Annotated in this window: 20 protein-coding genes and 1 tRNA gene; 8 read left to right on the top strand and 13 right to left on the bottom strand. The window is 50.8% G+C overall.

Annotation, left to right across the window (positions count from 1 at the left end):
* Window positions 1-59: 59 nt before the first annotated feature.
* Together NT239_13120 and coq7 are read right to left on the bottom strand one after the other, a co-directional pair.
* Window positions 60-1,334, bottom strand: coding sequence for an OFA family MFS transporter (locus tag NT239_13120; protein XGA70698.1), 1,275 nt, complete (start codon window positions 1,332-1,334; stop codon window positions 60-62).
* A 267-nt stretch (window positions 1,335-1,601) separates the two neighbouring features.
* Window positions 1,602-2,237 (bottom strand): 2-polyprenyl-3-methyl-6-methoxy-1,4-benzoquinone monooxygenase, encoded by a 636-nt coding sequence (coq7, locus tag NT239_13115; protein XGA70697.1) that lies wholly within the window; start codon window positions 2,235-2,237, stop codon window positions 1,602-1,604.
* Window positions 2,238-2,391: 154 nt separating this feature from the next.
* Here coq7 and NT239_13110 point away from each other — a divergent pair, with 154 nt between their 5' ends.
* From NT239_13110 to NT239_13095, 4 genes are all read left to right on the top strand, one after another.
* The gene (locus NT239_13110; protein XGA72812.1) at window positions 2,392-2,961 is read left to right on the top strand and encodes a peptidylprolyl isomerase; all 570 of its coding nucleotides are present in this window, start codon (window positions 2,392-2,394) and stop codon (window positions 2,959-2,961) included.
* 40 nt (window positions 2,962-3,001) lie between these two features.
* Window positions 3,002-3,505, top strand: coding sequence for a peptidylprolyl isomerase (locus tag NT239_13105; protein ID XGA70696.1), 504 nt, complete (start codon window positions 3,002-3,004; stop codon window positions 3,503-3,505).
* 65 nt (window positions 3,506-3,570) lie between these two features.
* Window positions 3,571-4,317 (top strand): UDP-2,3-diacylglucosamine diphosphatase, encoded by a 747-nt coding sequence (locus tag NT239_13100; protein ID XGA70695.1) that lies wholly within the window; start codon window positions 3,571-3,573, stop codon window positions 4,315-4,317.
* 45 nt (window positions 4,318-4,362) lie between these two features.
* The gene (locus tag NT239_13095) at window positions 4,363-5,790 is read left to right on the top strand and encodes an alpha/beta fold hydrolase (GenBank protein ID XGA70694.1); all 1,428 of its coding nucleotides are present in this window, start codon (window positions 4,363-4,365) and stop codon (window positions 5,788-5,790) included.
* Window positions 5,791-5,803: 13 nt separating this feature from the next.
* Here the strand turns inward: NT239_13095 and NT239_13090 are convergent, their stop codons facing one another.
* Window positions 5,804-6,148 carry a VOC family protein gene (locus NT239_13090; GenBank protein ID XGA70693.1) on the bottom strand — a complete coding sequence of 115 codons (345 nt, stop codon included), beginning with the start codon at window positions 6,146-6,148 and terminating at the stop codon, window positions 5,804-5,806.
* A gap of 89 nt (window positions 6,149-6,237) precedes the next feature.
* Complete coding sequence (locus NT239_13085; GenBank protein ID XGA70692.1) at window positions 6,238-7,047, bottom strand: type II and III secretion system protein; 810 nt, start codon at window positions 7,045-7,047, stop codon at window positions 6,238-6,240.
* Window positions 7,048-7,263: 216 nt separating this feature from the next.
* On the opposite strand from NT239_13085, the gene NT239_13080 reads away from it, so the two are divergent.
* Window positions 7,264-9,906 (top strand): HAD-IC family P-type ATPase, encoded by a 2,643-nt coding sequence (locus NT239_13080; GenBank protein ID XGA70691.1) that lies wholly within the window; start codon window positions 7,264-7,266, stop codon window positions 9,904-9,906.
* Between the two features lie 39 nt (window positions 9,907-9,945).
* On the opposite strand, the gene ispF is transcribed toward NT239_13080, so the two are convergent.
* The 5 genes from ispF to dnaQ form a co-directional block, all read right to left on the bottom strand.
* Window positions 9,946-10,431: a 2-C-methyl-D-erythritol 2,4-cyclodiphosphate synthase gene (gene ispF, locus NT239_13075; protein XGA70690.1), complete on the bottom strand. Its 486-nt coding sequence runs from the start codon at window positions 10,429-10,431 to the stop codon at window positions 9,946-9,948.
* Between the two features lie 42 nt (window positions 10,432-10,473).
* Window positions 10,474-10,944 carry a transposase gene (locus tag NT239_13070; protein ID XGA70689.1) on the bottom strand — a complete coding sequence of 157 codons (471 nt, stop codon included), beginning with the start codon at window positions 10,942-10,944 and terminating at the stop codon, window positions 10,474-10,476.
* Between the two features lie 425 nt (window positions 10,945-11,369).
* The gene (gene ispD, locus NT239_13065; protein ID XGA70688.1) at window positions 11,370-12,068 is read right to left on the bottom strand and encodes a 2-C-methyl-D-erythritol 4-phosphate cytidylyltransferase; all 699 of its coding nucleotides are present in this window, start codon (window positions 12,066-12,068) and stop codon (window positions 11,370-11,372) included.
* Window positions 12,068-12,895, bottom strand: a complete 828-nt coding sequence (locus NT239_13060) for a hypothetical protein (GenBank protein XGA70687.1) — start codon at window positions 12,893-12,895, stop codon at window positions 12,068-12,070. The genes ispD and NT239_13060 overlap by 1 nt, the downstream gene beginning before the upstream one ends.
* 18 nt (window positions 12,896-12,913) lie before the next feature.
* Window positions 12,914-13,663: a DNA polymerase III subunit epsilon gene (gene dnaQ, locus NT239_13055; protein ID XGA70686.1), complete on the bottom strand. Its 750-nt coding sequence runs from the start codon at window positions 13,661-13,663 to the stop codon at window positions 12,914-12,916.
* 330 nt (window positions 13,664-13,993) lie between these two features.
* Between dnaQ and NT239_13050 the strand changes: the two genes are divergently transcribed.
* The 3 genes from NT239_13050 to NT239_13040 all read left to right on the top strand — a co-directional run bounded on the left by NT239_13050 (window position 13,994) and on the right by NT239_13040 (window position 17,498).
* Window positions 13,994-15,262, top strand: a complete 1,269-nt coding sequence (locus NT239_13050) for a sugar ABC transporter substrate-binding protein (GenBank protein XGA70685.1) — start codon at window positions 13,994-13,996, stop codon at window positions 15,260-15,262.
* A gap of 112 nt (window positions 15,263-15,374) precedes the next feature.
* The gene (locus tag NT239_13045; protein XGA70684.1) at window positions 15,375-16,262 is read left to right on the top strand and encodes a sugar ABC transporter permease; all 888 of its coding nucleotides are present in this window, start codon (window positions 15,375-15,377) and stop codon (window positions 16,260-16,262) included.
* A 9-nt stretch (window positions 16,263-16,271) separates the two neighbouring features.
* Window positions 16,272-17,498, top strand: a complete 1,227-nt coding sequence (locus NT239_13040) for a carbohydrate ABC transporter permease (GenBank protein XGA70683.1) — start codon at window positions 16,272-16,274, stop codon at window positions 17,496-17,498.
* A gap of 29 nt (window positions 17,499-17,527) precedes the next feature.
* On the opposite strand, the gene NT239_13035 is transcribed toward NT239_13040, so the two are convergent.
* The 4 genes from NT239_13035 to NT239_13020 form a co-directional block, all read right to left on the bottom strand.
* Window positions 17,528-18,412 (bottom strand): AraC family transcriptional regulator, encoded by an 885-nt coding sequence (locus NT239_13035; protein ID XGA70682.1) that lies wholly within the window; start codon window positions 18,410-18,412, stop codon window positions 17,528-17,530.
* A 166-nt stretch (window positions 18,413-18,578) separates the two neighbouring features.
* Window positions 18,579-18,655: transfer RNA gene (locus tag NT239_13030), tRNA-Pro, on the bottom strand.
* Between the two features lie 89 nt (window positions 18,656-18,744).
* A complete protein-coding gene (locus tag NT239_13025) occupies window positions 18,745-19,113 on the bottom strand; it encodes a MerR family transcriptional regulator (GenBank protein XGA70681.1) in 369 nt (122 codons plus the stop codon).
* Window positions 19,079-19,396, bottom strand: coding sequence for an integration host factor subunit alpha (locus tag NT239_13020; GenBank protein ID XGA72811.1), 318 nt, complete (start codon window positions 19,394-19,396; stop codon window positions 19,079-19,081). Before NT239_13020 ends, NT239_13025 begins: the two co-directional genes overlap by 35 nt.
* Window positions 19,397-19,412 lie beyond the last annotated feature (16 nt).

The raw sequence follows: 19,412 nt of genomic DNA, 5'->3' as shown, positions 1-19,412 counted from the left end.
AATACCAATAAAAAAGAGCCGAATTATCGGCTCTTTTGTTCCAAATCAAACTTCACTGATTACTGACCTACTGCACCCAAAGCCGCATTACCAATTCTCGCTTGTTTTTTGGCCAGTTCGCGAGTTACAAACACTTTCATCGCAATTGATACGGCCAAGGCAAACAAGAAGATCCCAGCAAACACCACGGTCATCGCCGCGTAGCTGCCTGATGCTTCACGCAGGAAGGATGCGAATGAAGACCCTACCAAACCGGCCATCGCCCATGCAGTCAACACATAACCGTGGATCGCACTCACTTGCTTAGTACCGAACAAGTCGCCGATATACGCTGGCAAGGTTGAGAAGCCACCGCCATAACAAGTCATGATCAGATACAGCACAGCTTGGAAGATGATTGCGTCGCGCATTGAAGGCAAGAAGTAGAACGCAACGACTTCAATCGCAAAGAAAGTGATGTATGTGCTTGGACGCCCCAAATAATCTGACAATGTTGCCCATACAAGGCGGCCACCACCATTAAACAAGCCGATCAAACCGACCACGGCACCTGCCGCCAATGGGCTCATGCCAGTCACTTCCTGTGTCATCGGCGAGGCCACCGAAATCACCGCAATACCGCAAGTGATGTTAATAAACATCATGATCCACAAACCGTAGAATGGTTTGGTTTTCACCGCCTCATTCGCAGTCATCGGCATCAGATCCATCGCCACTTTGGCTTTACCACTGGCTAGACTCTCTTCAAAACCAGCGGGCTTCCAGCCAGCAGGAGGTGGCTCAAGATAACGCGCTGAAGCCAACATCACCACCGCATACAAAATACCCAAGGTATAGAACGTATTGGCAATCCCAACGGTTTGAATCAACTCAGCCATCAAGGGCGCGCCGAGGAAAGACGCGAAACCAAAGCCCATAATCGCCAAACCAGTGGCCAAGCCACGACGATCCGGGAACCATTTCATTAAAGTTGAAACTGGAGTGACATAACCAGTCCCGAGCCCCACGCCACCGAGTACGCCGTAGCACAGATACAGCATCCATAGATTACCAATTGAAATGGCAAACCCAGAGCCTAGCAAACCGATCGACCAACATAGTGCGGAAATCGTCCCGGAGAAGCGCGGGCCGCGTTTTTCCACCACGTGTCCCATCACCGCAGCGGACATCCCGAGCATAAAAATGGCCAAACCAAAGGTGAAGCCGACTTCTTTCAAGCTCCAACCAAATTGCGCCATTAGCGGTTTAGAAAAAACGCTCCATGCATACACAGAGCCAATTGAGATATGAATCCCCACCCCAGCTGCAGCCATTAACCATCTATTTTTAGCCATTATGACCTCCGTCACTCCAAAATACGCCGCCTTTGTTGTAAAGGTTTTGGCGTTAGAGCTAGAGTGCCACTTTGCTTACAAGCAGTTCTTGACTGTAATCAACAAGGTATTAGTACACACGACAAACGGTATTTTTTATCCGATCAAACCAATATGAAGATTGCATGCTTTAAATCGAAATAACGCATAAAAAAGGGTATACCCATCAAAGCCACTCTGATAAAGGCCTGGAAGGATATACCCCAACACAACAATAAACAGTCTAATTTAAATGCGATAAGATAAGCTGGTCATGATTTTGGACGTGGCACTCATCAGCTTCATTACTGGCAACGGCAATTCAGCTGCGCCCAGCGCCACCGCTTGCTCGGCATGGCTGGTTTCATCAATCGCCATTTGTTTCACAATCGCGCGGCTTTTCGCGTCTTGCTCAGGCAGTAGGTCTAAATGGCTTTCCAGATGCGCGGTCACTTGGCGTTCAGTCTCAGCCAAAAAGCCCAAATTCCACTTGTCGCCCACCAAACCCGCAGTCACGCCCATCGCGAATGAGCCGGCGTACCAAACTGGATTGAGTAAACTGCGATGGCTGCCCAGCTCATCCAAGCGCTGGCGCGTCCACGCCAAATGTTCAACTTCTTCGGCCGCCGCTTGTTTGAGCGCATCGCGGGCCGCCGGGTCACGCGCAGTCAAGGCTTGGCCTTGATACAGTGCTTGTGCGCACACTTCGCCACAATGATTCACGCGCATTAAACCGGCTGCATGGGCTTTTTCAGCCTCGCTCAATTCGGCCTCAGCCAGATCACGATCCGGATGCGGCCGCACACTGCCCGCAGGCGCAGCCAGAGTGCGCAATACGGTATCGAATTCGCCAATAACTTGATCAATGCTAGGTAATTTGAACATAGGTGGACTCCATCAGACGCACAATTCTACACCGCCACCGTGGTATGATTCGTTGATATTTTTCACCCCTAGCTTAAAAATCCTTCAAATTGCACTGCAAGTAGGAATATCAATGAAACGCTTTATTGCTGCCGCCGCTCTCGCCTTCACCAGCATGGTGACTTTTGCTGCCAACCCCCAAGTAGAAATGACCACCACCAAAGGTAAAATCGTCATCGAGCTTTACCCTGAGGCGGCGCCCAAATCAGTGGCTAATTTTCTGCAATATGTGAATAGCAAACATTACGACGGCACGATTTTCCACCGCGTGATTAAAGATTTCGTCGTGCAAGGCGGTGGCATGAACACCAACCTAGAGCAAAAACCAACCAAAGCACCGATTGAGAACGAAGCCAAACAAGCGCTGGAAAAAGGCTTGAAAAATGATCGCGGCACCATCGCAATGGCGCGCACTGGCAACCCCCACTCGGCCACCAGCCAGTTCTATTTTAATCTGGTGAACAACGATTCATTGAACTACCCTTCATTCGATAAATGGGGCTATACCGTATTTGCTAAAGTCGTTAGCGGGATGGATGTGGTTGATCAAATCGCCAAAGCGCCAACCGTTCCTGGAGATCGTCCAGCAGAAAATATCGTGCTGATCAGCGCCAAAGAGCTGCCAGCCAAAGCCGAAAAGACCGCCTCTAAAGTCGCGTCAAAGGCCAGCAAAGCGGGTAAATAAAACCGAACAGATTCAGCAGATCAATCCACAGGAGAAAACCATGTCTAAAGTAAAACTCAGCACCAGCAAAGGCGATATCGTTCTGGAATTGAACGCCGAAAAAGCGCCGATTACCGTAGAGAACTTCTTGCAATACGTTCAGTCTGGCCACTACGATGGCACGATTTTCCACCGCGTGATTGATGGTTTCATGATCCAAGGCGGCGGTTTTGAGCCAGGCATGAAAGAGAAAAAAGACAAACGTCCGAGCATTCAAAACGAAGCGGATAACGGTCTGAAAAACGATATTTACACCATCGCGATGGCACGCACGCCAGATCCACACTCAGCATCGGCGCAATTTTTTATCAACGCCGCTGACAATGACTTCCTGAATTTCCGCAGCAAAACAGCGCAAGGCTGGGGCTACGCGGTATTTGGCGCGGTCGTTGAAGGCCAAGACGTCGTTGACGCAATCGAAAAAGTGAAAACCGGCAGCAACGGTTTCCACCAAGACGTACCAAAAGAAGATGTATTGATCGTTAAAGCCGAAGTTTTGGCTTAACAACACACAGAAAGACTGATAAAAAGCACGGCTCACCACCGTGCTTTTTTAATTTGAACTCGCCTATGACACGCGCAACGCTGTTTATTTCTGATTTACACCTTGGCCCACACGATCCAGCCACGGTTGCGGCTTTCCGCCAGTTTTTGGCTGGCCCTGCGCGCCAAGCCGACGCGCTGTATATATTGGGCGATTTGTTTGAATACTGGCTCGGTGATGATCAACTCGATGACGCGTTTTACGGCGATATTGCGCGCGATATTGCGCAACTAAAAAGCGCCAACGTCGCGGTCTATTTTATGGCCGGCAATCGCGATTTTTTACCCGGCCAGCGCTTTGCCCAAGCGGCACAGCTAACGATTATCCCCGACCCCAGCATAATTGAACTTGGCGGACAAACCATCCTACTTGCGCATGGCGACGCGTATTGCACGGATGATGTGGGGTATCAGCGCTATCGTAAACTAGCGCGCAACCGCTTGGTGCAATGGATTTGGCTCAATTTACCGCGCCGCATTCGCGATCGCGAAGCGCAAAAATTGCGCAATAAATCCAAAGCCATGAATCAGCATAAATCGCAGATGATTATGGATGTGAACAACGCAGCGATTGAAGCAGCGCTCAAAAAATACGCTACCAAGGTATTGATCCACGGCCACACCCATAAGCCATTCACCCACCAATACCCCACAGGTCTTCGTTATGTTCTACCCGATTGGCACCTTGGTGAGGGCGGCTATTTAGCGCATGACGGTCAACAGCTGCGTTTATTGCGCCTTGATGGTACAAGTTTTAAGTCAAGCAACGAGTAATCCGTAAAGATCAGTTAAGATTAGTTTTTTGCTCAGGCTAGAGCCATGCTGCGCTTACTCCTTCGAAAACTGCCTTGGGTTGCACTGGGTGCGCTTATCCCCTTTCTAGTTTTGGCCATTTTGTGGATCAAAAAACTCCCAGAATTAGAAATCTGGCATACACGTGTTCCCACAGGTGAATTCACGCGTAACAGGAGCGACATCAAAACCTTAGCCGATTACCAGGCGCTGGAGCAAAAGCTACTGCTCAAAGTCAGCGAAGAAATCATTGCCAAAACCAAGCCTGATCAGCAACGTGCCATTAACCGCTTTGCGCAAAAATCGCTAACTAATCCACTGGCATACCCGCAAAACTGGAACCTAACTTATCAACTTCAGGGTGGCAAAGAAGCGGTACTGCTGGTTCATGGCTTGTCGGATTCACCCTACAGCCTGCACGAGCTGGCACAAAAGCTACACCGCCAAGGCTATACCGTAGTGGGCCTGCGTCTACCTTCGCATGGCACAGCACCAGCGGCTTTAACGCGATTTAAATGGCAAGACGCAGCGGCCGTGGTGCGCTTGGCAATGCATGACTTGGCCAAAACGCACAGCAAAATTCATTATGTCGGCTATTCAACGGGCGCAACGCTGGGCTGCGAATATTTATTGGCGCGCTTGGACGGCGAACAACTGCCAGCTATTAGCAGCGTGACTTTTATTTCGCCCGCCATTGCCGTCACAGAGTCAGCCAAATATGCACAATGGGTACGCTATTTAGCACCGCTCAGCGGCGTCGGAGCGGCAGCGTGGAGCGATATTGCGCCCGAATATAACCCGTATAAATACAACTCTTTCCCGTTGAACGCCGCTGTGCAAATGCACGAGTTGACCAGCCATATTGCCGCCGGATTTGCCCGTCACGCCCCGCTAAAAGACTGGCCGCCAAGTAATGTATTTTTAAGTGCGGTCGATAGCACAGTCTTGCCCGAGCCCGTCGTCAGCATTTGGATGTCCAAACTCGTTCCGGGCCGCCATCAATTGATGCTGTTTGATTTAAATCGCTATCAGGAATATTCGCCGCTGCTGAATACGCACGCAGCTGATTGGGCGCTTGCACTGGCCAATCAAGCGCAAGCGCGGCCCTATCGCCTGCAATTTGTCAGCAATCGCCATGTCCCGCAATCGCGCAAGGTCAGTATTGAAGACACCGCAGCGGGCGCTTCGCAGCGGCAGTTGATTGAGAGTGATTTAGCGTGGCCGAATGAGATCTTTGCCCTCTCGCACATTGCACTCCCCTTTTCACCGCTTGATCCTTTGTTTGGCGACCCAGCCCAAGAGAGCAACTCGCGCGCCCTGAAGCTCAACCAGATCCTGATTGGCGAGCGCGGTTTGCTACAAGTGGGTGGTGGGGAGATTTTACGGCTGCGCTACAACCCGTTTTATGAGTTGCAGGAGCGCGAAATTTTGCGCTTTATTGCCGAAACCCAATGAGCATTCTCTGCGCTTAGGCTTGATCTTGATGCGATGCTGAAAGCGGGCAATTGAGCTCCACCGTATTGCCCGCAGGGTCGCGCATAAAAATCTGGCTTAATCCCTCAAGTGGAAAATGGCGTAGCGTAAATTGTACGCCCTGCTCGGTTAGCGCTTGCAGAGCCGCATCGGCATCTAAGCAACGAAAGGCGACATGATCAAAAGCGCTTTTAGCCAGAGGGTCAAACAGGTCGGCATTTTTTAAGCACGACAAATGAATCACCGGCTGACCTTGAGCATATAGCCAATATCCAACCGTGCCAAAATCAGGCCTTGCACCTTCGTACAGTCCGACAATGTCACAATAAAATGACTTCATTGGCACCAATAAATGGCTAGGCACTCGAAAATTAAGATGATCCAACCCCACTGCCAACATCGTGATCCCTTTTAAAGTCAATTCAAAGCCTACTGTAATTCAACCTTTACCCACACGGTATAGCGCGCTTGGTTGGCTTGCTGGTCGACCCCAGCAATACGGCGCCTATCGTTCGAGCCCTCGCTGCGCGATTCTCCAATCGGCAACCATTCACCCAAGCGGCCTTCAACCTCGCTGTAGGTTTGGTGCACATTGATGCTGCCATCGCGAATAAAACTACTCGCTTGCGGTGCAATCTTCAGACTAATACGACCATCACCCAGCAAGCTTGGAGCGACATAAAAGCCAGTACCTGCCGCTTGCCAAGCGCCACCATGCTGCACAATGGCATACCCTGGTCGGTATACAAAACTGAGCTGCGGAATAAAGCGCTGCTGGCCCAGCATAATCATTGCATTGCTCCCATCTAGGGTACGCAAACGCTGCTGGCTAAATGCTTGCCGCTGATTTTGCTGATGCTGCATCTCCAGCTCAACACGCCCGGCAGTTCCTTGATTAGAAAGAACAAGCTCACCATCCACACCAACAGCACTTTGCTGCGTTTGTGATTGCGCACGTTGCTCAACGGTAATTTGCAAACTGCGTGTTGCAGTATCAAGTTGCGTGGCAAAAGCACGAATCCGCTCGTAACTTGGCTGATCAGCTGCATTCACAATAATTTGACCAGAAAATGCTTTGATCGATGCATCGGGAAAAGCTGCTTGTAGCACGTCGGCCAATTGGCTCGCCAACTTATGTCGGGGTGCGAAGCTATCAACATAATCCGCATACGCCACATTGAATAAGCTCATTCCTAACATGAGCAATCCGATCAGCCCTTGCACGCTTTGCCGTTTCATCACCTTGCCTCTTTCTGTCTCATTCGCTAAGCCTTTATCGTACGCCAAACTCAAGTATTCATTCGGTAAAAAATAACGCTTCGCACTCACGATTCGTCATGATTTTCTGCACTGCGCAGCGATAGAACTAAACTGAACTATGTCTTGTTGAGAATGTGCATTATGCCCAGTCTGCCTGCAAAAGATTCGCCCAGCCCGCTTACACACGCGCACGCAATGTCACACCGTGAATTGGCGCAAGGTTTTGGCGTGGACGCGCAGCTGGGTTTGGACGACATGGCCATTCACTCATTGCGAGCCGCTTATGGTGAAAATGGCTTACCTGAAACACAGCAGCGTCATGCGGTTTTGGTTTTTATCAGCCAATTTCGCAGTGCGTTGATTTTAGTGTTAATTGGTGCGGCAATTTTATCGGCACTGATCGGCAATCAAAAAGATGCGCTAATCATCTTTACCGTGGTATTAATCAATGCCTTGGTTAGCTTTTACCAAGAATACCGCGCCGAGCAAAGCCTCAGCGCTTTGAAAGCGATGCTACCCTCGCAAACCCAAGTGCGGCGCAATGGTCAAAAGCAGCAAATCGACGCCTCCGAGCTAGTCCCTGGCGATATTGTGCTACTGGAAGCGGGTGATCGCGTCCCTGCAGACGGGCGAGTACTGGTGGCGGTTGGCGTGGAAATTGATGAGTCAACACTGACTGGGGAATCACTGCCCGCGAGCAAACAAGTCGACGCTGCGCTGCCCATAGAAACGCCATTGGCAGAGCGCCATACCATGGCGTTTATGAACACACTACTGACACGCGGACGCGCGGAAATACTTGTTACCGCCACCGGTCTGCACACTGAAATGGGGAAAATATCAGCCGTCCTTGCCGCCAGCGCCGAATCGGCCACTCCGCTGCAAATCCAGCTCGATCTGTTGGGAAAGAAACTGGGGCTAATTGCAATCAGTTTGGTCAGCATACTAGCCCTACTCGAGTGGCTGCGCGGCTTGGCTTTAGCGCAAATTATCATCAGCGCCATTGCGCTGGGCGTAGCTGCAATTCCCGAAGGTTTACCCGTCGTGGTCACCGTCACGCTGGCTTTAGGCATGCATAAAATGGCCAAGCAGCACGCCATCGTCAAACGCCTGGCCAGCGTGGAAACCTTGGGCTGCACTACGGTCATTTGCTCAGATAAAACTGGCACGCTGACACTAAATCAAATGACGGCCAGATCTCTGTATTATCAACAACGCTTATTTCAGATTAGCGGTGAAGGCTATCGCAGCAGCGGTGAAATCAGCGCCAGTGATTGCGATACACTGCCCGACTTGATGCCGCTGCTTGCGCCATTACGCGCCTGCAACGATAGCCACATCACTGGCGAGCAAATCATCGGCGACCCAATGGAAGCCGCCTTGTTGGTGCTGGCGGCGAAAATACCCGGCCAAAGCCCTGCGCTGGCACGCTGCGCCGAAATCCCGTTCGACAGCGCGCACAAATACATGGCGACCTTCCATCATGCAGAAACTGGCGTGCAGATTTATCTAAAAGGCGCGCCCGATGTACTGCTCGCGCACTGTACGCATACGCTGAATGCCGCAGGCGAAATAGCGCTGAGCGACGGCGAGCGCCAAAACATCATCGCACAGTATCACGCGATGGCGCAGCAAGGCCTGCGCGGCTTAATGCTGGCGCAGCGCCATATTCCTACGCAGGCATTAGCCAGCACGCCACTCAAGCAACACATCCATGATTTATGCTTTGTCGCCTTAATCGGCCTGCAAGACCCACCGCGCAGCGAAGCGCGCGATGCCATAGCCTTGTGCCAGCGCGCGGGCATCGCTGTCAAAATGATTACGGGCGATCATCAGGCCACCGGCCAAGCGATTGCGCACGAGCTCAACCTTGTCGGCAACTGCATGACCGGCGCGGAATTGGAAAAACTCAGCACCAGCGAGCTGGCCGAGCGCATCGACGATATCGCCGTTTTTGCGCGCGTCTCACCGGCACACAAAGTCAAAATTGTGAATGCGCTGCAGGCGCAAGGCCATGTCGTAGCAATGACAGGCGACGGAGTGAACGATGCGCCGGCGCTGAAAACCGCCGACATCGGCGTCGCAATGGGCAAAAACGGCAGCGCAGTCGCCAAGGAAGCAGCGACGATGGTGCTGACCGACGATAATTTCGCCACCATCGTTTCCGCCGTGCATCAAGGCCGGGCGCTGTATGAAAACATCCTGAAGTTTGTGCGTTTTCAGCTCTCAACAACCATCGGCGCGATTCTGACCGTGTTTATCGCGCCGTGGCTGGGCTTGCCCGCGCCGTTTACGCCGATACAGATTTTATGGATTGCGATTATTATGGACGGCCCGCCGGCGATTTCGCTCGCGCTCGACCCGGCGCGCGACGACATTATGGAGCAAGCGCCGCGCAGCCAATCCGAAGCGGTGTTGACCGCGCCGCGACTCAGCCGCATTCTGGCCTACGGTGCGACGATGATGGTCGGCACGCTTGGGGTTTTGGCGTGGGAATTACAGCAAGGCAGCCCCGAGCGAGCCGCAACGATGGCGTTCACGACCTTTGTGCTGTTTCAGTTTTTTAATGTGTTTAACGCCCGTAACGAGCGCCACAGCGCGTTCAACGGCCATTTTTTCACCAACCGCATGCTGTGGATGTCGCTCTTGGCGGTACTGAGCCTGCAAATCATCGCGGTGCACTGGCCTACCGCGCAAAGCCTGTTTCACACCCACGGCATGGCGTGGAGCGACTGGCCAACTTGCATCGCCGTCGCGTCTAGCATTTGGCTGCTGGAAGAAGGCCGAAAATGGCTGTTTCGGCTTTTTTACAAAAAAAGGTATAGGGCTGTAGGTTAGTTTATATAAAGGCTACAGCTATATACCAATCACAGTATTTTATGCTGGCAGCAGCAAAGCCACCGCTTGTGCCTCAACCGCATCGCCCTCACCCACTGAGCCGAGCTTTTCGTAAGTCTTGGCTTTAACATTGACGCAAGTCGGGTCAATGCCCAAATCAGCGGCAATATTGGCGACCATCGCTGGAATATGCGGCGCCATTTTCGGCTGCTGAATCAAAATCGACGCATCAACATTGCCCACGCGCCAACCCGCAATCCGCACCCGATTGACCGCTTCGCGCAGCAACACGCGACTATCAGCGCCTTTAAACTCGACCGCGGTATCCGGAAAATGCCGACCAATATCACCCAAGCCAGCACCGCCGAGCACCGCATCGGTAATCGCATGCAATAGCGCATCGGCATCCGAATGGCCGAGCAAGCCTTTTTCATAGGGTATATGCACCCCACCCAGAATTAACGGGCGTTCCAACACCATACGGTGCACATCCCAGCCTTGGCCGATGCGGAAAGGTAAAGACATTTCAAATTCCTTATTAAACCAAATGTACTTGTAGGGTCGGCTTCAGCCGACCATCAGACTATTTTCCAACCAGACTGCATCCCACCACGGGTAGTCACCAATCTGCTGCACTAATCCAGCACGCAGTGGATTTGCCACAATATACCGCGCAATGTGCTTCAAATTTTCATCCGAACGCACTGTGTGATCATAAAAACCTTTTTGCCAAATCGCGCCATTGCGGTGCAAAAATTCATTGATCAATCTTGCACTGCGACCTTTTACACTTTGCATTACATCTGCCATATCTCGCTCAGATTGCAGAGTAAAAAGCCAATGCAAATGATCGGGCATCAATACCCATGCTAATGAATCAACGTGATGAGCTTCGTGCAAAGAGCGCATTTCACGAATCACGATTCTGGCAAATGCGGGTTCTTCGAAATAAGGGGTTCGCTTATGAGTGGTACAAGTAATGTGGTAAACATGCCCAGCGGCGCTATAGCGACCTTTTAGCAAATCACTGCGTGGCATGATTAATTCCTATCAAAATAAAAAGTCGGCTAAAGCCGACCCTACGCAACCCCCAACCAAGTCGCGCTAAGCGTTAGCAAAATACCTAAATTTACAATCACTACAGACGCTATTTGGGCTTTTTTACACGACGGGGGCAAATTTAGGCTCAATATTTTTCGTATTGAAAAACCTTGAATAATCAATAAACACAATAAAAATAGCACAGCCCCGCATAACCTTCTACAAGATATGACAACCCTACAAAAATGAATATTGCGACTAGATTAAACTTGCAAAAAATCGCCGTTTCTTTCATTAGCAACCCAACCTCGGTTTCTGTTAGCAGTTTCAAAGAACGCTCAGAAACAAACGCAGCCAGACCAAAACCGATAATTAAAAAAAGAAACGAAACCATCAAACCTCCTCAATTTTAAGATGCTTGATCACTTGGCGTTAAGCAATAACCCCGCCAAAGCCAAATCCTGCGGATAGGTCACTTTCAAATTCCACGGGCTGCCCATGACGAGTTTGGGCGATTTACCAAGGCGTTCGAGCGCGCTCGCTTCGTCGGTTATCTCGGCAACATGATCGGGCAAAGCGTCTTGCAGTGCGGCGAGTAGCTCGCCGCGGCGGAACATTTGTGGGGTTTGCGCTTGCCACAGGCCATCGCGTGGTGTCGTGCGCGCAATGCGTTGCTCTGCAGCAGCAACCTTCAGGGTATCGGCCACCGGCACAGCCAGAATACCGCCTACAGCATCATACTCCAGCTCGGTAATCATGCCATCGACTTGCGCACTCGTCAGGCAAGGCCGCGCGGCGTCGTGCACCAGCACCCAGCTCTCGTCGGCGGCGTCCATTGCGGCCAAGCCATTCATCACCGATTCGGCACGGCTCGCGCCGCCGACGCGCAGCACCAGCAGGCGCTCTAGGCTGCCGAGCAAAGCCGCCCAATCATAGCTGCCCCACCATTCGTCTTCGGGCGAAATCACGACGATGACCTGATCAATCTGCGCCGCGCCAAGCAGCGCGCGCAGCGTGTGCGCAATCAGCGGCTGGCCGAGTAAATCAAGGTATTGTTTCGGCGTGGCGCTGGCCATGCGGCTGCCGCTACCAGCGGCGGGAACGAGGGCGATCTTTTTCATTACTCTTCCGGATACGCCACATACACATCGCGAATAATCACATCGCTGCGCGCGGTGAGCCAGGCGGTGATCAGGTCGGCGACGGGTTGATCTTCGATTGCGGCGACGCCGTATTGGCGCACGACCAGCCATTTCGGCGCTTCGCTGGCAACATTAAAGTCAAAATCGGCAACGGGTAGTTTCGCTTCGGCCGCCACTTTAAACAGGGTATCTTGTGCAGTCTCATCCGGCACTTCGGCTTCAATCACATACGTGGCGGCAGTATGTTGATAAATGCGCTCCAACACTTCGTAAACGGGGTAGCTCACGCCGTCAACTTCGCGCGCGCCGCGCGGCACGCCGTCGAGCAGCAGAATATCGCCGTGGCCGATTTCCAGATCGGGCAACGGCACGCCCGATACCAGCGCGCGCGCTGGATCGATGCGTTGACCAAAAATCACTTCCTGATGTTTGCCAACGCGGATGCGGATGGCAATACGTTCAGTGCCAGATTGCAAACCCGCTAATTCGTCAGCGCTGTAGTGATGCCCAAACTTGGCCCACGCCTGCGCGGCGCTGGCCCAATCTTGGTTGGCCGTGGCGGCGATGCCGAGATTCCACCACGCGGCTTCGTCGTCGGGTTTGATTTCGAGCGCGCGCGCATTGTGCTGCTGCGCTTTGGTCCAGTTGCTCGGCTCGCTGTTTTTATACAGCAGCGCCAAATCGTAATGCGTTTGCGCGTCTTGCTCGTCGATGGCGAGCGCGGCCAAAAAATGCTGTTCGGCGGCGGCTAAATCGCCGTCTTCCCACGCCGCGTGCGCGGCGGATTTTAATTCGGTGGTATTCATACAAACACTCATAGTTTTTTAAGCTGCAGGCGCGGCAGGCGTAGATTCAAGCTTAGGTTCTAGCGTGCGCCACAGGCAATCGCCTTTGACAATTTTATCGAGTTCATCCAAATAAGCCGTGTGCAGCGCCAAATCTTCGGCGCTCGCTTGCGCAATAATTAGCGGCGCGCGTTGGCTGCGGCGCGCGGCGTCGGCGGCGGCTTCTTCTTGCGTCGGGGCAAAGTCGATCAGCAGGCTATCTTGCCCGCGCGTCATCGCCATATACACTTCGGCGAGCAATTCGCAGTCGATCAAGGCGCCGTGCAAAGTACGGCCAGAGCGATCGACTTCGTAACGATCACACAGCGCGTCCAAGCTATTGCGCTTGCCCGGCCACAAATCTTTGGCCATTTTCAGCGTGTCGGTAACAGTCTCGACGTAGTCTTCGATTTTGCCGCGGCCGAGGCGGCCCAGCTCCATATTCAAATAGCCAACGTCAAACGGTGCATTATGGATAACGAGTTCGCTGCCGCGTACGAATTCCAGAAATTCGTCAACAATCGCGGCAAATTTGGGTTTATCGGCCAAAAACTGCGTCGTTAAACCGTGAACATTCAACGCGCCCTCTTCCGAATCGCGTTCAGGGTTGATATAGCGATGCAAATGACAATCGGGCGCAGACAGTTTGCGATCGATCATCTCGACGGCCGCGATTTCCAAAATGCGGTTGCCGTCTTCCACGCGCAAACCGGTGGTTTCGGTATCGAGAAAAATGATTCTATGGGCCATAAGCTAGCAATGCCTAACGCAAGGAAGTGAGGCGATATTGTAAAGGATGCGGGGCACCTCGAGAGCGTTTACCGGCAAAAGGCCGAAGAAAAACTATTCACGAAGCAAGAAGGAAGCAGACTAAGCCCACGCTGACTTCCTATCGATCACTTACAAAAAACTTCCGCAAGGCATTCAAAATAGCTAATAAAGGATAATTTTTAGCTAATTGAGGATATTCAATCGATCAAGGCATTGAGAATAAACATCAATGTAGCGCCTTGGACATCGCTACAGGACACGGAGCAAAAGAATACGAACTCTCAAAGTTGAATCATCCTGGAGGATAAAATGAAATCGCGTTTTGTAACTTGTTTACCCCTCGCCGCAGCCTTACTTGCCAGCAGCGCATTTGCCCAAAAAACCACGGTGGAATTTTGGACCTTCAATTTATCCCCATTTGCCCCTTACTTCCAAGACGCAGTTAAAAAATTCAACGCAGCCAATCCGACTCTGGAAGCGAAATGGGTGGACATGAACTGGGATCAAATCCAGCCTAAACTCATCACCGCGATGGCCGCGGGCAAAGCACCGGCCCTGGTGAATTTTAATGTGCCGTGGACGCATGAATTTGCCCGCAAAGGCCATTTGCAAGCGCTAGATGGATTAAGCAATGGCGCAAGCCGCAATGTTTATTTACCCGTTGCGCTCGATGATTTGACGGTGAATGGCAAAGTGTATGGCTTCCCGTTTTATAACTCGGTGTCGGTCATTGCCTACAACAAAGACTTGTACAACAAGACCGGCATTAACGCACAGCCTACTAACTTTAATGAATTTATCGCGCAAGCACGTCAAATCAAGCAAAAAACTGGCGTAGCAGCGTTCTCGCCGAAGCTGGCCACCAAGAGCGGTGACGGCGGCATGGCGCGCTGGTTTATGTACCTTGGCCTACCCGTCGTGCAAAACGGTAAGGCTGCATTTAATACGCCAGAGCACGCCAAAGTCGTCGATCTTTTCGCCGATTTGTATAAGTCAGGCGTAGTACCCAAAGACAGCTTCCGCTTGGAATACGAGCAAGAAGTGGCAGCCTACTCTTCGGGCAAGTTGGCGATGATGACCACTTCGTCAACGGCACTGAAACGCGTCGAAGTGGATAATAAGGCGATGTACAACAAAACCGACATCATGCCTTTCCCTGTGGCTGAGGGCAAAATGGCTTTGGGTGCATGGTTGATGAGCTATGTGATTCCGAAAGGCTACCCCAACACCGAAGCTGCGACCAAGTTGGGCTTATTCCTAACCAGCGATGAGCAGCAATTAGCGATTGCCCGCTTTACCGAAACCATGCTGCCGTCATCGAAAAAAGCAACCGAAGACCCGTATTTCATGGCTGGTAAGAACAGCAAGGAGCCCATCGAGCGCGCTCGCGCGGCTGCAGCGCAGTCGATGAAATACGCACGCACACCGATGCTGCCGCCGAATGCACTGCCCGATGAAGCCACGATGATGAAGATCTTTAACGATCAGATGCAAATGGCGATCGAAGGCCGTAAACCAACGAGCAAAGCACTGGAAGACGCGGCCAACGATTGGAACCGCAGAATGGCGAAAAAATAATCGCCTCAGCGCAGGTGCTTCATGCGAGGCACCTGCGCTTTCTCTATTGATCTAGCGCAGCTGCAGCCAAGATGCACCTTCTGAATTAATACCCAGTTTGAACAGGTATTTTATGAAACCCAGACACACCTACATATTGGTAGCGTACCTGTTTTTAGGACCAGCCTTGATTTTGCTGGCGCTGTTTACTTTTCTGCCGGTGGGCTTTAATACCTATCTCGCCTTTCATGATTACAATATTTCTGATGGCAGCGCCAAATGGATAGGCTTAGAGAATTTTGCCTACATCTACGAAGAAGAGTTGTTTCATAGCGCGCTGAAAAACTCTCTGATCTATCTGCTGATCGTCCCCATTGTTCAAATCATGGCCTTGGTCACCGCCAAGCTGGTGAACAATAAACTATTTGGAATGACGATTTTTCGCGCCACGATTTATATCCCGGTCATTACGGCCATTTCTATCGCCGGCGTCGTTTGGGCCTTCGTTTACAAATACGATGGGATGCTAAACGGCTTTTTAACTTGGATAGGCCATAACACTTGGCTACTGAAAGCTGATGAATTAATCGAAATCGACTGGCTGGGCAATCCAGATATCGCGCTGTATTCAACGATGGCCTTCACGTGCTGGAAAGGCGTGGGTTATTACATGGTGCTGTATTTAGCGGGGCTTCAAGCGATTCCGCGTGAAATTGAAGAAGCGGCGGAACTGGATGGGGCGAATGCTTGGGAGCGTTTTTGGAAAATCACCGTGCCGATGGTTAAGCCGACCATTTTGCTCTGCACTTTGCTCTCTACCATTGCGGCGTTGAAGGCTTTTCAAGAGGTAATCGTGCTATCCAAAGGCCAGGCCGATACCTATACCGCGCTGTACTACGTTTACGATCAAGCATTTAAGAATTTTGTATTTGGCCGCTCTGCGGCCGCAGGTTTGGTCATTACCTTATTCTGCGTATTGCTAGCGATTGCGCAATTTAGATTATTCAAAGAAAAAGACTAGGACAAGGCCATGCAATTACCGAAAAAACGGATCAAGCAAACAGCGGCCTATTTCTGGCATTACTCAGCCCTATTGCTGATGGTGGGCTTTACCGCATTTCCATTTGTGTGGGCCATTGCGTTTGGCTTATCGAGTGATGCATCTGTCGCGTATTTCTTTCCCGATGGTTTTTTTCCGCATCAAGACGCAGCCAGTTGTAGCAATACCTTGAGCTATTGTCTATTTGAATCGAGCAAGGAAGGGCTTTACATCGGCATTAGCCTAGATTGGTTTAGCCGCGTTTTTGAAGAAATGCCTTTTCTGATCTATCTGAAAAACTCATTGATTATGTCGGTGATGAGCATTGTCGGCGTACTCACCGTTTCGGTATTGGCGGCCTATCCGTTGGCACGGATGGAATTTCCGGGGCGGCAGTTTATTTTTATCGCGATTGTCACCACGATGATGCTGCCATCCGAAGTAGGCATCGTACCGAATTTTATCATCATTAAGAAAATGGGTGATTTGGCCAATACATTTCAGCATCTACTCTATGGTGGAGATTGGTTTGTGTGGAGCTGTCTTGCCATTTTTGGCGCAGCAGTGCTGCTCGCCATTTTGGCGCTGTACACCAATAGAGCGAAGGGCAATCTGATGCTTGCCCTTGGGGCAATTGCATTTTTGGCTCAGCTTTTTATGCTAGGCAAAACGCTTTGTTTTGATCCTACATCACCAAACAATGAATTTTGGCATTCGGTTCAAGCTAGCTGGGGCCCGTTTGCACATAGCCTCTTTGGCTCAAACCAAAGCCCCGCCAGTTGGTCGAACTGGGTGGGTTTGGATAGCCACTTTGCCGCCGTCGTGCCTAACTTTGCCACCGCCTTTGGCATCTTTTTAATGAAACAGGCTTTTGAAGCGATTCCGCAAGATTTAATCGATGCGGCACGCGTTGATGGCGCGAGCGAAATGCAGATTTTGTGGCTGGTAATGGTCCCCGTTACCGCCCCCGCGATTGCGGCCTTGAGTATTTTTACGCTGGTAAGCGCATGGAATGATTATTTGTGGCCATCGATTGTCATCAATACTAAAGAAAAACTGCCCGTCGCCGTTGGGGTGTTTAATGATTTAACTGGGCCTTTTGCAACATCGGATAATCTATTGATGGCCGCGATTGTGTTAACAGTATTGCCTGTGCTGGTGTTCTTTGCCTTTACGCAGCGTTTCTTTATCTCTGGCATGGATGGTGCAGTGAAATGATTGCGGGGGCTCGATTTCGAGATTGGGTCCTACGTCTGCGGCAAATCGACGCTAAGGGCAAGTTCAGCATGAATGCCTTGGCGTTGTTTGCGATAAGCGTGTGGTGTTAGTCGGGTATAAGATTGAAAAATCCGGTGAAAATTGCTCAGACTTGGAAAGCCACTTTGATTCGCGATGCTTTCGATATTCATCTGACTGCTCAACAGCAAATTGCACGCGTGGATCACTCGAAACTCTGCCAGAACGTCGCTAAAACTTTTACCGAGTTGCAAAGTAAATAAACGCTTTAAATTGGCTTCACTAGTCAAAACTGTCTTTGCTACATCAGCCAAATACAGTGGCTTGGCAAAATGCTGCGAGATATATTCCAGCGCAATTTCAATCCGCTGATCCGGTGAAATGCCACCAATCCGCTGAATGATTTCTGCCGAATCTGGCGCCTTATGCAAAATGGCGAGCAACTCAATAATTAAACCGATACGCTCCAGACCACGACTTTGATGCAGCCGATCAAAGTGTGGCGCTAACTCTTCGGCTAGGCCAGCACTAAACTTGATGGCATGGCGGATTTGGCTTAGCCAATTGCACACACCTCGCAACTCAGGCAAGCCAGATTCAGCCAACTGCCTAAGCCAACTTTCGCGAAAAAAAAGTACCTGCAATCGCTGTGGACTAGCATCTGAGTTGGCCGGAGCCTCCCAGCTATGTGGCTGATTTGGCGCAACTAGCACTAAATCGTAACGCGGAAACGCTTCAGCCTTACCGCTGATATAACGCAAGCCACTGGCATTGCGCGTATAAGTAAGCTCAAATTCGGGATGATAATGCAAATGAAATTGGATTTTCGGAACGATATACTGCTGATATTGCCAAGGCTGGCAATTAGAATTGGTAATCCATTCGCGAATCAACATAAACGTTCAAACAAGCCCAGAAACCAAACTGAGCTTGATTTTGCCAGTATATTCTGAACTTTAGCAATCTATAGCTTGAACGAGCATGTAATTTATATTGCGAAATTCAATAGTCACAGCAATAAAAAATGGGTTACAACCACTTGCTGTAACCCATTTATTTAATTGGTCGGAATAGCGGGATTCGAACTCGCGACCCCTTGCACCCCATGCAAGTGCGCTACCAGGCTGCGCCATATTCCGAGAAACTGCATTCTATCAGAGCTTACATAGAGCCTCAAGGTGGTAGGCTGATTTTATCCAGCGCTACCCCTTGCACCCCATATAAGTGCTTAGTCTTCGAGCCAAGCGAGTAGGTCTTCTAGCTCATGGCGAATTTCATTCAGGCTAACTTCGCCCGAATCAAAATGACCAATTTCAGCCAAATGCGCACCCAATTGATTGCGCGCACCACTAATTGTAAAGCCTTGCTCATAGAGCAAAGAGCGGATTCGACGCACCAATAAAACTTCATGGTGCTGATAGTAGCGTCGATTTCCGCGCCGTTTAACCGGCTTTAATTGGGTGAACTCTTGTTCCCAGTAACGCAGAACATGAGGTTTGACACCGCACAAATCGCTAACTTCACCGATGGTGAAGTAGCGTTTTGCTGGTATCGGTGGTAACTCATTGGTTGGAATAACGCTGCTGGAGTTTTGCATAGTGAACTTCAACCATACCTTTTAGTTTTTGGCTGGCGTGGAATGTCACCACGCGGCGCGCAGAAATAGGAATTTCTTCACCAGTTTTAGGGTTGCGGCCTGGGCGTTGTGGTTTGTCGCGCAATTGGAAATTACCAAAACCCGACAATTTAACCGTATCACCCTCTGCCAATGCAGTGCGAATTTCATCAAAAAACGCTTCAACCATATCTTTGGCTTCGCGCTTATTCAACCCAACCTTATCAAACAACATATCGGCTAAGTCAGCCTTGGTTAAGGTCAAAGTACTTGCTTCGTAC

Origin of the sequence: Chitinibacter sp. SCUT-21 (assembly GCA_041874755.1) — a bacterium.
Lineage (GTDB): Bacteria > Pseudomonadota > Gammaproteobacteria > Burkholderiales > Chitinibacteraceae > Chitinibacter.
This window is presented reverse-complemented; position numbering and strand designations above follow the sequence as displayed.

Coding starts and splice junctions, on each gene's coding strand:
- ispD (XGA70688.1), bottom strand. CDS start 12,068: ATGAAAAAGATCGCCCTCGTTCCCGCCGCTGGTAGCGGCAGCCGCATG.
- coq7 (XGA70697.1), bottom strand. CDS start 2,237: ATGTTCAAATTACCTAGCATTGATCAAGTTATTGGCGAATTCGATACC.
- NT239_13095 (XGA70694.1), top strand. CDS start 4,363: ATGCTGCGCTTACTCCTTCGAAAACTGCCTTGGGTTGCACTGGGTGCG.
- NT239_13035 (XGA70682.1), bottom strand. CDS start 18,412: ATGTTGATTCGCGAATGGATTACCAATTCTAATTGCCAGCCTTGGCAA.
- NT239_13110 (XGA72812.1), top strand. CDS start 2,392: ATGGTGACTTTTGCTGCCAACCCCCAAGTAGAAATGACCACCACCAAA.
- NT239_13105 (XGA70696.1), top strand. CDS start 3,002: ATGTCTAAAGTAAAACTCAGCACCAGCAAAGGCGATATCGTTCTGGAA.
- dnaQ (XGA70686.1), bottom strand. CDS start 13,663: ATGGCCCATAGAATCATTTTTCTCGATACCGAAACCACCGGTTTGCGC.
- NT239_13090 (XGA70693.1), bottom strand. CDS start 6,148: ATGAAGTCATTTTATTGTGACATTGTCGGACTGTACGAAGGTGCAAGG.
- NT239_13120 (XGA70698.1), bottom strand. CDS start 1,334: ATGGCTAAAAATAGATGGTTAATGGCTGCAGCTGGGGTGGGGATTCAT.
- NT239_13040 (XGA70683.1), top strand. CDS start 16,272: ATGCAATTACCGAAAAAACGGATCAAGCAAACAGCGGCCTATTTCTGG.
- NT239_13080 (XGA70691.1), top strand. CDS start 7,264: ATGTCACACCGTGAATTGGCGCAAGGTTTTGGCGTGGACGCGCAGCTG.
- NT239_13050 (XGA70685.1), top strand. CDS start 13,994: ATGAAATCGCGTTTTGTAACTTGTTTACCCCTCGCCGCAGCCTTACTT.
- NT239_13100 (XGA70695.1), top strand. CDS start 3,571: ATGACACGCGCAACGCTGTTTATTTCTGATTTACACCTTGGCCCACAC.
- NT239_13025 (XGA70681.1), bottom strand. CDS start 19,113: ATGCAAAACTCCAGCAGCGTTATTCCAACCAATGAGTTACCACCGATA.
- NT239_13070 (XGA70689.1), bottom strand. CDS start 10,944: ATGCCACGCAGTGATTTGCTAAAAGGTCGCTATAGCGCCGCTGGGCAT.
- NT239_13085 (XGA70692.1), bottom strand. CDS start 7,047: ATGAAACGGCAAAGCGTGCAAGGGCTGATCGGATTGCTCATGTTAGGA.
- ispF (XGA70690.1), bottom strand. CDS start 10,431: ATGTCTTTACCTTTCCGCATCGGCCAAGGCTGGGATGTGCACCGTATG.
- NT239_13060 (XGA70687.1), bottom strand. CDS start 12,895: ATGAATACCACCGAATTAAAATCCGCCGCGCACGCGGCGTGGGAAGAC.
- NT239_13045 (XGA70684.1), top strand. CDS start 15,375: ATGAAACCCAGACACACCTACATATTGGTAGCGTACCTGTTTTTAGGA.